Origin of the sequence: Clostridium sp. DFI.1.208, assembly GCF_024463855.1 — a bacterium.
GTDB lineage: Bacteria > Bacillota_I > Bacilli_A > Erysipelotrichales > Erysipelotrichaceae > Clostridium_AQ.
Window position 1 is genome coordinate 1 of the sequence record NZ_JANGCA010000079.1, and the last position, 13130, is coordinate 13130.

15 protein-coding genes are annotated in these 13130 nt (G+C 41.3%); 13 read left to right on the forward strand and 2 right to left on the reverse strand.

Features of this window, described 5'->3' with window-relative positions; translation table 11 throughout:
• The first annotated feature begins 140 nt into the window (after nucleotides 1–140).
• From NE665_RS21780 to NE665_RS21830, 11 genes are all read left to right on the forward strand, one after another.
• On the forward strand, nucleotides 141–401 hold the full coding sequence (locus NE665_RS21780; RefSeq protein WP_117442218.1) for an HPr family phosphocarrier protein: 261 nt from the start codon (nucleotides 141–143) through the stop codon (nucleotides 399–401).
• An 8-nt stretch (nucleotides 402–409) separates the two neighbouring features.
• Entirely contained in the window at nucleotides 410–2482 is a 2073-nt protein-coding gene (locus NE665_RS21785) for a transcription antiterminator (protein ID WP_117442219.1), read from the forward strand.
• Nucleotides 2483–2650: 168 nt separating this feature from the next.
• The gene (locus NE665_RS21790; RefSeq protein WP_117442220.1) at nucleotides 2651–3106 is read left to right on the forward strand and encodes a PTS sugar transporter subunit IIA; all 456 of its coding nucleotides are present in this window, start codon (nucleotides 2651–2653) and stop codon (nucleotides 3104–3106) included.
• A 16-nt stretch (nucleotides 3107–3122) separates the two neighbouring features.
• Entirely contained in the window at nucleotides 3123–3416 is a 294-nt protein-coding gene (locus tag NE665_RS21795) for a PTS sugar transporter subunit IIB (protein WP_117442221.1), read from the forward strand.
• 23 nt (nucleotides 3417–3439) lie between these two features.
• Nucleotides 3440–4840: a PTS transporter subunit IIC gene (locus NE665_RS21800; protein ID WP_117442222.1), complete on the forward strand. Its 1401-nt coding sequence runs from the start codon at nucleotides 3440–3442 to the stop codon at nucleotides 4838–4840.
• Nucleotides 4840–5934: a 2-hydroxyacid dehydrogenase gene (locus NE665_RS21805; protein WP_117442223.1), complete on the forward strand. Its 1095-nt coding sequence runs from the start codon at nucleotides 4840–4842 to the stop codon at nucleotides 5932–5934. Before NE665_RS21800 ends, NE665_RS21805 begins: the two co-directional genes overlap by 1 nt.
• A gap of 13 nt (nucleotides 5935–5947) precedes the next feature.
• A complete protein-coding gene (locus tag NE665_RS21810) occupies nucleotides 5948–6595 on the forward strand; it encodes a class II aldolase/adducin family protein (RefSeq protein WP_117442224.1) in 648 nt (215 codons plus the stop codon).
• A gap of 2 nt (nucleotides 6596–6597) precedes the next feature.
• Nucleotides 6598–7773 (forward strand): iron-containing alcohol dehydrogenase, encoded by a 1176-nt coding sequence (locus NE665_RS21815; RefSeq protein ID WP_117442225.1) that lies wholly within the window; start codon nucleotides 6598–6600, stop codon nucleotides 7771–7773.
• Nucleotides 7774–8409 carry a histidine phosphatase family protein gene (locus NE665_RS21820; protein WP_117442226.1) on the forward strand — a complete coding sequence of 212 codons (636 nt, stop codon included), beginning with the start codon at nucleotides 7774–7776 and terminating at the stop codon, nucleotides 8407–8409.
• Nucleotides 8410–8434: 25 nt separating this feature from the next.
• Nucleotides 8435–8731 carry a PTS fructose transporter subunit IIB gene (locus NE665_RS21825; protein WP_117442227.1) on the forward strand — a complete coding sequence of 99 codons (297 nt, stop codon included), beginning with the start codon at nucleotides 8435–8437 and terminating at the stop codon, nucleotides 8729–8731.
• Between the two features lie 18 nt (nucleotides 8732–8749).
• The gene (locus NE665_RS21830) at nucleotides 8750–8965 is read left to right on the forward strand and encodes a hypothetical protein (protein WP_117442228.1); all 216 of its coding nucleotides are present in this window, start codon (nucleotides 8750–8752) and stop codon (nucleotides 8963–8965) included.
• A gap of 274 nt (nucleotides 8966–9239) precedes the next feature.
• Here the strand turns inward: NE665_RS21830 and NE665_RS21835 are convergent, their stop codons facing one another.
• Nucleotides 9240–9725 carry an acyl-CoA thioesterase gene (locus NE665_RS21835; RefSeq protein WP_002605986.1) on the reverse strand — a complete coding sequence of 162 codons (486 nt, stop codon included), beginning with the start codon at nucleotides 9723–9725 and terminating at the stop codon, nucleotides 9240–9242.
• A 64-nt stretch (nucleotides 9726–9789) separates the two neighbouring features.
• Nucleotides 9790–10359: an ATP-dependent Clp protease proteolytic subunit gene (locus tag NE665_RS21840; RefSeq protein WP_117442229.1), complete on the reverse strand. Its 570-nt coding sequence runs from the start codon at nucleotides 10357–10359 to the stop codon at nucleotides 9790–9792.
• 264 nt (nucleotides 10360–10623) lie between these two features.
• Here NE665_RS21840 and gap point away from each other — a divergent pair, with 264 nt between their 5' ends.
• Together gap and NE665_RS21850 are read left to right on the forward strand one after the other, a co-directional pair.
• Complete coding sequence (gene gap, locus NE665_RS21845) at nucleotides 10624–11637, forward strand: type I glyceraldehyde-3-phosphate dehydrogenase (RefSeq protein WP_008816593.1); 1014 nt, start codon at nucleotides 10624–10626, stop codon at nucleotides 11635–11637.
• A gap of 221 nt (nucleotides 11638–11858) precedes the next feature.
• Nucleotides 11859–12983 carry a GGDEF domain-containing protein gene (locus NE665_RS21850; RefSeq protein WP_117442230.1) on the forward strand — a complete coding sequence of 375 codons (1125 nt, stop codon included), beginning with the start codon at nucleotides 11859–11861 and terminating at the stop codon, nucleotides 12981–12983.
• The last annotated feature ends 147 nt before the right edge of the window (nucleotides 12984–13130 follow it).

A 13130-nucleotide genomic window follows, 5' to 3' on the forward strand; every position in this document is an offset into this window, starting at 1 on the left:
GACACAAATCCACATTCACAATTACACATTTTATCACAACCTGAAGTGATACCAAATAATTCAGGTGGAAAGGAGAACTGGTATATTAAATTTATTACTCATTATATGAGTAACTTAAATATACCAGAGGAGTGAGAGCTATGTATGAAATAAAATTAGTTGTGAATAACAAAACTGGGCTTCATGCTAGACCGGCTAGTGATTTGGCAGCATTATGTACTGGCTATGAAAGTGATATCCAGATTGTTTGTGGCAACGAAAAAATTAATGCCAAAAGCATTATCAGTATACTGACTGCTGGGATTTATAGCGGTTCAGAGATCGTATTAAGAATAGAGGGGAAGGATGAGCAAGAAGCTGGGGATGCTGTATCAAATCTGATTCGAAATTTAAAGGATTAGGTGCTATCATGGAACTAAAAAGCAGACAGGTATACATATTGGAGGAACTAACAGCCTCCAGAGAAGGATTAGAAATCCATATACTACTGGAAAAGCTACAAGTAACAAGAAGGACTCTGTATTATGATTTAGAGAAAATTAATCATTACTTAAAAGATCAGCAGCTGGGACTTGTTTCTATAGATGAAAATCACATTGTATTGCAAACATACCATAATAAAGGACTTTTGTATGAACTGGAGCGTCATGAGGAGTATTATTACTCTATTGAGGAACGAAGAGCTATGGAGGTTTTTTGCATTTCGCTATCGCATGTGCGTTACACATTAGATGTTCTGGCAGAATTATTCGATGTGAGTAAAAATACGGTACTCACCGATATAAAGATGCTAAAAAAGGAATTGCAGACTTGGAAGCTGAAAATAATAAGTCATGCTCAAAGCGGCTATAGAATCATTGGTGAGGAAAAAGTACTACGTAAAATGTTGCAGGATAAATTACAGCGCCTTACAAATCCTGGAATTCGTTTTCGTATTAAAACACAGCTGCGAAAAACACTTTGTTACTATTCAGGAAATGATATTGATTTTTATGAAATCTGCCGCTGTATCATTAAACAGTATGAAATTGATACAAAAGGTGAATTTTTTCTGGGTAATATGGACGCTGTCTGCTTAATGATGCAGATGGCCTGGATCCGCAGCATTCAGGGATTTTCTGTTTCCATGAATCTGGAAGAGGAAATGACACTGATGAATACTGTATCCTTTCGCTCTCTGGAAATCAGCTCGCGTAAATTGGATCAATATGATATCAATCTGTCACAGAAGGAAATTTATTATATGACCGTTTTATTTTTAGGAATCCAGACGACAGATTTTGTATCAAGAGAACAAGAGGATGCCTTTATTGAGAGCTTTGCCAAAGAGCTGATTGAAAATTTCGAGCGCGTATCCTGCATGTCATTTCAGGATCGTGACCGCTTGATTAAGAAATTGAATTATCATATTCGGCCGCTTTATTATCGGATGAAATATGGATTAGAAACTGTGAATCCTCTGGTTCATGATGTAAAAAAACGATATCCAGCACTGTATTACTTTGCAAAAAAAGCATTTGAAGGCATACAAAGTGAAGCTTCTGCCTTGATTAGTGAGGATGAAATCGCATATCTGTGCATTTATTTTGCGAGTCATTTGAATGAAAAGAAGCTTCAGAATTCGACAGCATCTTCCAGAGAAATGATTCTAATCGTTGGAATAGATAATATGGCGACAACAACACTTGTAAAAGAACAACTGCAGGAATTGTTTGGCGGAGCTTTCTCGTATCATATAACTGTGGAATCAAAGTTGAAAAGCTGGACTTTAAAGGACTATGTCTTAATTATATGCATAGGACATGGATTCCAATCCATTGAGCGTTACCAAAATCGTTGTATAGAAGTTGAACCCATTCTGACAGAGACAGATCGTAGAAAGCTTATGGACGCTATTGAAAAGCAGAATATTTATATGGAAAAAGATCCGGTGATTCGCAGTATCATAAAATCGGCACAGCATCACAGTACCGGTACAATTGACAAAGTAAACCTGTACTTTGATCTGTTTCGTCTTTTGGAGCCGCAAAAAAAGCTTTTAATCGACCCTGTCGAGATAATTGATTTGCAGGATAAAATTAAAAATGGAGAGGTACTTAATTATAAGCATCTAGATTGGGATATGTTACTATCATGCGGATGTACACACCTTGTAGGTGATAGTCGTGCAAAGCGTCTGATTGAACGTATGAAACTACGCTTTCGCGAACATGTGGGAGGTTTGTATCAGATTCGTAAACATGTGATTCTGGTTCACTGCCCAATGCATAAGGAGATAGGTGGTAGTATTGATGAATGCGTAATCATAACAGAAACACCTGTTCTGTGCCCAGGTGAACTGGAAGCAAGAATTTTTCTGTTTTTCTCAACCGTAGACAATTATTCTCATTGGAATACGTTGATGAATATCTATACATATTTTGATGAACTGACACATATCAGCGAATTGCTGGAGGTGAGAACGTCATTAGAAACCGAATAAAACGGGGCATCAGTAAGATGTCCTTTTTGGCGTCAGCTCTCATTTATAGTAATTGACATCACATATTTTTTCGCTTGATTCATTTGAACTTGTGAATACTTTTGGTATATTAAAAAAATATGATTGCGCTTACAATGAGGGCGTAAGGAAAGCAAAGGAGGTGAGAAAATGAGCATTGTTGATAAAAATCTGATACGGATGCATCTGTGTGCAGGTACAAGGGATGAGGCACTCAGGAATATGGGGATGCTGTTATTTGAAAAAGGGTATGTTCGTGAAAGCTATACAGAAGCTCTCTTAAAAAGAGAGGAGATATATCCGACTGGATTGAATCTGCAGACGATATCAATCGCCATGCCGCATACTGATCCAAGCCATGTATTAAAGCCTGCTATTGCCATTGCGACAATGGAGAAGCCTGTTACATTCATGCATATGGGCAATACCGGAGTATCTGTACCTGCAGAAATATTATTTGTTATGGCGATTCAAAATCCGAAAGAACAGATTGACCAGCTTCGAAAAGTTATGAAAGCATTTGCTGATCCAATGATTGTCAGAAAATTTCAGCTGGCATCCGATGAGCAGGAAATATTTACTTTAGGAAAACGCTACTTTGATTAGTCAGGAGGGGTTTTTTATGAAAAAAATCAATGTATTATGTGTTTGTGGCTCCGGGACGGTGACGTCATCGATGATTGCTAGTAAGCTGAAGGATATGCTCGCTGAGAATGGCTTTGAAGCAGAAATGATAGAAACGAATCCAGGTGGCGTCGATTCTGCTATGGCTTCTCATGATTTTGATTTTATGGCCTGCTCCAGTCCTGTAAATGGTGATTATGGAATTCCAAAGCTGAACGCGACCAGCTTTCTGATCGGATTGGGAGAAGAGGAATTTATGGAGGAGGTTATGAGGATTCTGCATCATTCATGAAATTTTGAAAAGGAGGATTTATTATGCTAGATGTTGTACGTTCCGTATTCAATACGTTTGGGGCAACCGTCTTTGTACCAATTATGCTTTTTATTGTTGCAAAGATGATGGGGGTCAAAACACAGAAAGCATTTGACTGCGGTATTCTTGCGGCAGTTGGACTGACAGGCTTCACATTTGTCATTAATTCATATTCAGCAGTCATTACACCAGTTGTGGAACGCATGGTAACGAATGCCGGTATCAATTTATCCATTGTGGATATAGGCTGGCAGGCGACCAGTGTTGTTGCTTATTCGACAGAGATAGGGATTCTGTTCTTCGCGATTGCCATCATCCTGCAGCTGGTTCTATATTTCACAAAGTTTACGAATGTATTCATGGTGAGTGATCTCTGGAATAATTACGGATTCATGGTCTGGGGCTCTATGCTTTATATTCTGACAGGGAATCTATATCTATCGTTCCTGCTCATGATTGTACAGAATCTATATACACTGCTGTTTGCGGAGGTACTGGCACCGAGATTTTCCAAATATTATAAGTATCCAAATTGCTGCATGACGGTTCCCATGCATTGCGAAGCTGTGCCGTTTGCCATTGTGATGAATGCGATTCTGAATAAAATCGGATTTAAAAAAATACAATTGAATCCAAGTACATTGGAGAAAAAAGCCGGTATGTTTGCAGACCCAAAGGTGATTGGTTTGTTTCTTGGAGCCCTGATCAGTGTTCTGGGCTATTCCAATGAACTGGGCAAGCTGGAAAGTTGGGGCGCAATCGCTACCTGTGCGATTTCAACCGCTGCAATCATGGCGATTTTTCCGAAAATTGCAGGAATCTTTGCATCCGCTTTTACACCGTTGTCAGCTGCATATTCCAAGAAAGCTGCTGCAAGTGGTAAGGGGAGAAAATGGTTTATCGCCGTGAATGATGCTGTGGCTTATGGAGAAACTGCAACGCTTGTCACTGGAATCATTTTAATGCCGATTATTCTTGTGGTTTCTTTTATCCTTCCTGGAAATAAATTTCTGCCACTGGTAGATTTGTGTGCTCTTCCATATATGATTGAAGTCTTTATCTGTGTGACGGATGGGAATATGGCGAAAAGCATTGTCTGTGGTGCTATCTGGTATACGTTTGGATTGTTGTGTGTTACGCTGGTCGCTCCATATTTTACAGAGGTTGCTGCTTCTGTTGGTGTAGAAATGGCGATGGCAGGTACTCTTGTCGCAAGCTTTGGTGTTATGGCAAGACCGTTAAATTGTTTATCCTTCCTTGCCTTCCTGTCTATGAATCCTTTGCTGATCGGCGGTGTTATAGTTCTATATATCATTCTGTATGTAGCCAACCGTAAAAAGGGTAGTGTTCTTGAAGAATATATGGAGACCTGCAACAAACTGCCTGAAATGGAGGAAGTGTAATGCTGGATATCATAACAAAGGAAAAGCAAAATATTATCGTAATCGGAGATGTCTTTGTATCCTGTGAAACGATGGAGGAAGCCATTCGATCTTCTTCTATCGCTGTTAACCGAATTGATAAGGTATTCTGGGGAGAACATGATATACAGTCATTTTCAAGACGGCAGGTAAACATTGAAAAAAATGGACCGGAAGCTGAGCCATATCCGTCCGGGCTAGATGAATTGATAGAGGATGCAGATATCATCATGATGCACTTTGCTCCGCTTCATGCTTCTCTAATCAAACGGGCAAAGCATTTAAAGGTAATACTGACATGTCGGGGTGGGGTGGAACAAATTAATATAGAAGCAGCGAACGACCGTAATATTCCTGTGATCAATGTGATCCGTAACGCTGAACCAGTTGCTGATTTCACACTGGGGCTAATTATAGCGATGACCAGAAACATTGCTACTTCCCATAAGCTGATGATGGAGGGAATCTGGACTAAGAAATATCCAAATTATGAATTTACGACAACACTTTCTAATCTGAAGGTTGGACTTGCCGGTCTGGGGAATGTTGGTATTGAAATTGCAAAGCGTTTAAAGGCCTTGCATATACAGACCTTCGGATATGATGAGTACCTTTCGGTTGAACGGCTGAAAAATAATGGTTTGGAATCCGTTTGTATACTGGATACACTGGAAGATTTGTTTTCAGAATGCGATGTCATTTCTGTACATCTACGGCTTTGTGATGAGACCAGAAGAATGATTGATACCCGTTATTTCAGTCGAATGAAACCTGGTAGCTACTTTATTAACACTTCACGTGGCGGACTGGTTAATCAGAATGACCTGATTCATACGTTGAAGGAACATCGTATAGCAGGAGCAGCATTGGATGTTTTTGAGAGTGAACCGCTGGAAAAAGACAGCGGATTACAGGAGCTGGATAATATTATCCTTACACCGCATATTGCTGGAGATACGGTAAGTGCCGTTCCGAAATCACCGTTTCTGTTAATGCGGGAGGTAGATGCCCTGTTGCAGAGTGGGAACAAAGAGCGTATTGTAAACGCCCGACATATCGATGTCGATTTACTATAAGAGGAGGATGAAAATGAATTACGAAACTATTAGAATAGAGGTTTTACAGGCCATTAAAAAAGCAAATGCACTTGGTCTGATTCATGGGACAAGCGGAAATATTTCCATGCGTGACGAAGAGGAAAAGGTAGTAGCGATTACCCCGAGCGGAATTGAATATGATACGATGACTGCAGAGGACATTGTAATAGTGGATTTTTGTGGAAAACGATTGGAAGGACATTATATTCCTTCCAGTGAGGCGCCGATGCATACAGCGGTATATCGAAACCGCAGTGATATTCGTGCTATTGTACATACCCACTCACTGTTTGCTACCGTGATGTCAATGCGGCGCTGTGAGCTGCCTCGGGCTACTGTTCCTTCCAATATGTATTATCCGATACGAACCGCATTATTTGAAATGCCTGGTTCTGATGAGCTTGCAAAAGCAGCTGTGGAAGCATTGGGGAATGATGGTGATGTCATTCTCCTGCAAAATCATGGACTGCTGGCTTCCGGTCAGAGCATGGAGGGTGCTATGACAGCTGCCATTTATGCAGAAGAATGTGCTGAGGTCGGGTATTATGCCACATTGGCCAACATGCCGCAGGATTCTTATATCCCAGAATCTGCTGCTTTGAAAATAAGACAGACTGCACTTTCTGGAAAGGCTGTGTAGGTATGCTTCCTTTTCAATATTACAATCCTACAAAAGTGGTATTCGGCTGTGGAGAATTTGATAAATTGAAAGAGGAATGCGCAGCACTTGGAACACATGCCCTTTTGGTGGAGCAGCATGGACCTTTAGAGGAACTGGGCGTTTTTGATAAAGCAAAAAAACTGATGCAGGCTGCTGGGATTATCGTTTCAGAATTGCAGGGCATTGCCAGTAATCCACGTCTTAGCAAGGTGGAAGAAGGTATTAGAATAGCAAAAGAACAGCATGTGGATATTATCGTAGCGGTGGGAGGCGGCAGTACGATTGATACAGCAAAAGCAATTGCCATCGGTGCTCTGAGTAGTGATGATGTGTGGGAGTTCTTTGAAGGGACGAAAACGGTTAAGGGAGCGCTGCCTGTTGTAGCAGTTTCTACAATATCGGCAACGGGAGCAGAAACAAGCTGTCATTGTGTAATTACGAACGATCGCTCTGAGAATCCTGAGGATTGGCAGAAATGGGCGTTGCATGACCCTTATGCCTTTCCCAAAACGGCAATTATTGATCCACTGTTGCTGGTGAGTGTACCGCCAAGATTGACTGCTGCCGGTATGGCTGATACGATATCACACATCATCGAAGGATATTTTGATGGAATCAATGACAATCCCGTTTCTGATCGTATCGGAGAGGGCATCGTCATGACGATACTGGAGCAGGAACATGTGCTGCAGTATCCGGATGATCTGGAGGCGAGGGCTGCAATCGCATGGGCATCAACGCTTGCAATGAGTGGTTTACAGGACTGTGGTCGATTAAATGCAGGATTTCCGGCACACTGGATTCAGCATGCTGTAGGTGCTTTGACAGATTCCTCACATGGGGAAGGTCTTGCTGTTATTAATCCTGCCTGGCTGTACTTTGTAAATCAGAAGCAGCCTGAGAAATTCGTACAGTTTACGCAACGAGTATTCCGATTTCCAAGACCAGATGGAATGAGTGATACAGCGTATGGACAACTGGGAATTGATGAACTTCAAAGAAAATTTGCAGCATGGGGACTGCCGCAGACATTAAAGGCGCTGGGTGTGAAAAAAGACATGTTTCCACAGCTGGTGCATCAGATTATGAACAATAATGAAGCCTATCCATTCCAGGAACATCAGATTATTAACGTCCTGGAAAAATGCTTTGAATAAATGGGAAAGATAACCAGACTGTATCTGGTACGACATGGACGAACCAGCTGGAATGAAGAAAATCGTTATCAGGGAAGCAGTGACTGCCCGTTGAATGAAATAGGAATACAGCAGTCCCGCATGCTAACTGCAAGACTACGCAATGCAAAGATTGATGTTTTCTATTCCTCACCATCACAAAGGGCTGTGGAAACCATACAAGAGCTGGCAAGTATGAAAAAGAAATGCATTCACATAGATACCAGACTACAGGAAATTGATTTTGGAGATTGGGAAGGGAAGACGAATGAGGAGCTGAAGAAAGTCTATATACAATTTCCTGATTTTCTACAAAGGCCGGATGAATTTCCCCATCCTAAGGAACATTTGTTTCATGATGTCCAAAAGCGTGTAGTTGCATGTCTGGATGAATTGCTTCAGCGATATGAAGGCAGTCATATTCTAGTTGCCTCACACACGGGAAGTATCCGTCTGGCATTCATGCATTATCTGCAAATGAGTAATCATAATCTGTTTATTCGAATGCAACTGGAGAATACAGCAATCAGTATCCTAGAGCTGCAGGAAGATGGACTTCATTTGATTAGCTGGAATGACAGCAGCCATTTGCAAACCACCTACGATATGATAAAATAAGAGAAACAGGAAGGGGGTGCAGGTAATGAGACCTGTTCGTATACTGGCAGTCTGCGGCTCTGGAACAGTCAGTTCAGCAATGCTTTCCAGTAAAATAAAGGATTACCTTAAGGAAAACGGTTATGGCTGTGATACTGTGGAAATGAATTCAACCGGTGTTGAACTCGCTATGCAGGATAATGCTTTTGATCTGATTGCCTGTACGACCCCAATTAATGATTATGATATTCCAATTCTTAACGCTGCTGGTTATATAATCGGTATCAATGAGGAGGAGTTTCATGAAGCGCTTATGGAAATTGTCAGTCGGCTTCCTTTATAAAATAGAAAGGAGAGGGCTATGTCGAAGTCTAGAAAATTAACTGTGCATCTGTCTGCTTTCAGAGTGCTGCTTATGCTTGCAATTATCGCATTGCTTTCAGGTGTTATGGCATGTGTTCTGATAGAAAGGGATTCCACGCTTCATTCAGCTGCGTTCGTTTGTTCTATCATTGGTTTGACGCTTAGTATTTATGTGAATCGAAGAGTTAGAAGTGTGCAGAAGCATAAAGTATAGGGAATGAAATGCGAGAACAAGCATCATGTCTGTTCACCTTTCTCATAGCATCAAGCGGAATTTGCTGAACATGAAAATAAAGTGCAAGAATGTTATTTGTACCTAGCGCTGTAGTTTGAGAATGCTTTGCCAAGCGAAGTTCTTTTCCCTTATCATATAATGAAAAAGACTTATCTCAGCATGAAGGGTTATATTGCCCTCTGTGTATTGATAAGTCTTCTTTTATACTTGTCTGCTATACGCAAACATTAAGAAAGGTCTATCTTATTCTATGTTAATCCTTACCCTTTGCAATATTTTGCAGCTGCAGGCGGATTTCTCTTCGACGAATGCCTGCCTGATATTCCTGCTTTTCTTCCTCGCTATCACAAATCAGACCGGGGACTGTGGTCGGACGGTCCTCGTCATCCAAAGCGACCTCTGTAAGATATGCAGTATTGACAAGTCGGCGGACACCATCCCTGTTCTCTACATAGCTGTCCACACGGATTTCCATCGAGGTATTTCCCACATAGGTCACCTTACCATGAAGCACCATCAGCTCATTCAGATGTACAGCCTCCTTGAAATTCAGGCTGTCAATGGATGCGGTTGTAATATTGCTGTTGCAGTGTCTTCTTGCAACCACACCGGCAAGAACATCAATCCATTCCGCTAGCTGTCCGCCAAACAGACGACCACTGCCATTTAGATGATTGGCCATGACCAGCTGAACCTGCTCTGCTTCAGATTCACATACCTTCTTTGCTTTACGTTCCATAGTATCACTTCCTTTATACGATTATTTTACCATAACATATAAGGAAAGGGCAGAATTTTCTGCATCAGATAATTGCATCAATCAAACCATAGGCCAATGCTTCCTTTGCGTCCATGTAGTAATCCCTGTCACAGTCCCGTCGCAGTGCTTCGTTGCTTTGCTGGGTATTCTCACTGAGAATGCTGTACAGCCGTTCCTTCAGCTTCTGAATGTGCAGGGCAGCAATCTCCATATCCTTCGCTTGCCCCTGCATACCACCCATAGGCTGATGGATCATGATTTCACTATTTGATAATGCACTGCGCTTTCCCTGTGTTCCGGCACTTAGCAGCACCGCTGCCATACTTGCACAAATACCCATACAGATCGTACTGACATCACAACGGATATATTTCATAATATCATAAATTGCCAGTCCTGCACTGACACTACCACCGGGAGAATTGATATACATCTGAATCGGCTCACTGCTGATACTCGACAGATACAGCAGCTGTGCACATATGGAGCTGGACATGGCATCGTCAATCTCTCCAGTCAATATGATGATTCTTTCCTTTAGCAGGCAGGAGTACAAATCGTACACCCGTTCACTGCTTGCGTTTCTTTCTATAATTGTCGGTACAAAGACCATACTATCACTCCCGTCTCTATACACAGTATGCTCGAAAGGGGTGTTTTAATACCGTATGTGTGCAGTGATTTCATGTAATCGTTTACAAAATATGCGTGTTTGGAATCTCGGAAAAAGCCCTTTTTAAAGGCGAAAATCGCAATTTCTGCCGGATGCTGTCCAAAATGGAAGGAAGGCTGAAAAAAACCGTAAGTGAAAAGATTCTCAATTGACATTTACCTATGAAATACGTATAATAAGAGTGTTAAAAGGAGGACTTTGAAGATGACAGTAAAAGTTGCTATTAATGGATTTGGACGTATTGGACGTCTTGCATTCAGACAGATGTTTGGGGCTGAAGGTTACGAAGTAGTTGCAATCAACGACCTGACTTCTCCAAAAATGCTGGCTCACTTATTAAAATACGACTCTACACAGGGTACATACGCTAAAGCTGATACAGTAGTTGCTGGTGAAAACTCTATCACAGTTGATGGAAAGGAAATCACAATTTATGCTGAGGCTGATGCTAAAAACCTGCCTTGGGGAAAATTAGGTGTAGACGTTGTTCTGGAATGTACAGGATTCTACACTTCAAAAGACAAAGCTTCTGCACACATCGAAGCTGGTGCTCGTAAGGTTGTTATCTCTGCACCTGCAGGAAACGATCTGCCTACCGTTGTATTCAACACAAACCACGATGTATTGAAACCAGAAGACACAGTAATCTCTGCTGCTTCTTGTACTACAAACTGCTTAGCTCCTATGGCGAAAGCACTGAATGATTTAGCTCCTATCCAGAGCGGCATCATGTCAACTATCCACGCTTACACAGGTGATCAGATGACACTGGACGGACCTCAGAGAAAAGGTGATCTGCGTCGTTCCCGTGCTGCTGCAGTAAACATCGTTCCTAACTCTACTGGTGCTGCTAAGGCTATCGGTCTGGTTATTCCTGAACTGAAAGGTAAACTGATCGGTTCTGCTCAGCGTGTACCTACTCCTACAGGATCAACTACAATCTTAGTTGCTGTTGTTAAGGGTAAAGTAACAGTTGATGAAATCAATGCTGCTATGAAGGCTGCTTCAAATGAATCTTTCGGATACACTACTGACGAAATCGTTTCAAGCGATGTTATCGGTATGCGTTACGGATCACTGTTTGATGCAACTCAGACAATGGCTATGGAAATGGAAGACGGAAATACACAGGTACAGGTTGTATCTTGGTATGATAACGAAAACTCTTACACTAGCCAGATGGTTAGAACTATCAAATTCTTCTCTGAATTAGCTTAATTCTCAATCGAAAAGAAGAAAAGGTCACTACGGTGGCCTTTTTTACTGCCTTCACACTATGGAACGAATACAAAGGGAAGCTGGTCAAAGAAATTGAAAATACTACCTGAATAAGAAAATATTGCTATCATTAGGCAAGCTGTAATGTTTTTCTGGTTTTCCTCGTTGTCTTCTATTCCATGTGCATGCTATAATTGATATAACAATTTGGGGAGAAATATATGGATAGAAAACGGCGAATCAGCAGAGTGGATGTACAGGTATCCATTGTGACGGCAGTCCTTGTGACCACAGCTTTAATCTGTGTTTATTTTTTTAACTACTATATTACGCATGAGGACATGATCAACAGTCTAAAGGAGCGTTCTCATAGCATTTATCAGTATGTGGATGATTATGTAGATAAAACTACATTTCAAAATACGAAGGCACTAACCAGAGAGAACCCAGCCTATATGCGGATGAAGGAGAAGCTGGAGGAGGTAAAAGCCAGTACAAATGTACGTTATTTATATACAGCAGAAAAGAACACAAGGGGAGAATACGTGTATCTGGTGGATGGTCTTCCATATGACAGCTCTGATTTTCGCAATCCTGGAGACAAAATCGAGGAGGAGATCATACCGGAGCTTGCGGCTGCCTTACATGATGAAATCATTTTACCGAATCAGATTAAAAATACAGAGTGGGGTCCTATCTTTATCTCTTATTTTCCCATACATAAGGGGCAGGAGGTCGTGGGTGTGTTAGGGATTGAATTTGACGCCACGCATCAGTATCGTGCGTTTCAAATTATTCGTATCGGCACACCGATTATTGCAGCAATTGCCTGTCTGCTTGCGGTGTTTATCGCTGTGCGTTTGTTTAAACGCATCAGCAACCCCATGTATAAGGATATGGCGAATACGGACTTTCTGACCGGATTGAAAAACCGGAATGCATTTGAAGTCGATATTCAGAACAAACAGGAGGAGCTGCTGGGGATCCTGATTGCGGATTTAAACGGATTAAAGAAAATCAATGATGAGCTGGGGCATCAGATTGGTGATGAATATATAAGAAAGGCGGCAACCATCATCGGCAAATGTGCCAGTACCTGTCCGGTATACCGTTTCGGCGGCGATGAATTTGTCGTTCTGGTACCGAATGCGAACGATAAAAAAATGGAATCTTTGAGTGAACGTATTCTGAGCTATGAGGAAACGATTCCAAAGGATTGTGATACTCCGGTTTCCCTATCCGTTGGCTATGCGCTGTATGATCCTGTACACTGTGAAACGCTGCAGGATGTATTCCAGCGAGCGGATGAACAGATGTATAAAATGAAAAATAGAAGAAAAAAATGAGCGCCCCTCTTTTCAAATGAGAAAGAAAGACAACTATATTAAAGTCAAGTAGTAATTTATGAAAAAGTATGAAATATAAAATACTTGAAAATATAGTATTCGATCTTTGAAATTGTGAATGTAAATATGTTGAAAAGAACTATAGTT

Coding starts and splice junctions, on each gene's coding strand:
- NE665_RS21780 (WP_117442218.1), top strand. CDS start 141: ATGTATGAAATAAAATTAGTTGTGAATAACAAAACTGGGCTTCATGCT.
- NE665_RS21785 (WP_117442219.1), top strand. CDS start 410: ATGGAACTAAAAAGCAGACAGGTATACATATTGGAGGAACTAACAGCC.
- NE665_RS21790 (WP_117442220.1), top strand. CDS start 2,651: ATGAGCATTGTTGATAAAAATCTGATACGGATGCATCTGTGTGCAGGT.
- NE665_RS21795 (WP_117442221.1), top strand. CDS start 3,123: ATGAAAAAAATCAATGTATTATGTGTTTGTGGCTCCGGGACGGTGACG.
- NE665_RS21800 (WP_117442222.1), top strand. CDS start 3,440: ATGCTAGATGTTGTACGTTCCGTATTCAATACGTTTGGGGCAACCGTC.
- NE665_RS21805 (WP_117442223.1), top strand. CDS start 4,840: ATGCTGGATATCATAACAAAGGAAAAGCAAAATATTATCGTAATCGGA.
- NE665_RS21810 (WP_117442224.1), top strand. CDS start 5,948: ATGAATTACGAAACTATTAGAATAGAGGTTTTACAGGCCATTAAAAAA.
- NE665_RS21815 (WP_117442225.1), top strand. CDS start 6,598: ATGCTTCCTTTTCAATATTACAATCCTACAAAAGTGGTATTCGGCTGT.
- NE665_RS21820 (WP_117442226.1), top strand. CDS start 7,774: ATGGGAAAGATAACCAGACTGTATCTGGTACGACATGGACGAACCAGC.
- NE665_RS21825 (WP_117442227.1), top strand. CDS start 8,435: ATGAGACCTGTTCGTATACTGGCAGTCTGCGGCTCTGGAACAGTCAGT.
- NE665_RS21830 (WP_117442228.1), top strand. CDS start 8,750: ATGTCGAAGTCTAGAAAATTAACTGTGCATCTGTCTGCTTTCAGAGTG.
- NE665_RS21835 (WP_002605986.1), bottom strand. CDS start 9,725: ATGGAACGTAAAGCAAAGAAGGTATGTGAATCTGAAGCAGAGCAGGTT.
- NE665_RS21840 (WP_117442229.1), bottom strand. CDS start 10,359: ATGGTCTTTGTACCGACAATTATAGAAAGAAACGCAAGCAGTGAACGG.
- gap (WP_008816593.1), top strand. CDS start 10,624: ATGACAGTAAAAGTTGCTATTAATGGATTTGGACGTATTGGACGTCTT.
- NE665_RS21850 (WP_117442230.1), top strand. CDS start 11,859: ATGGATAGAAAACGGCGAATCAGCAGAGTGGATGTACAGGTATCCATT.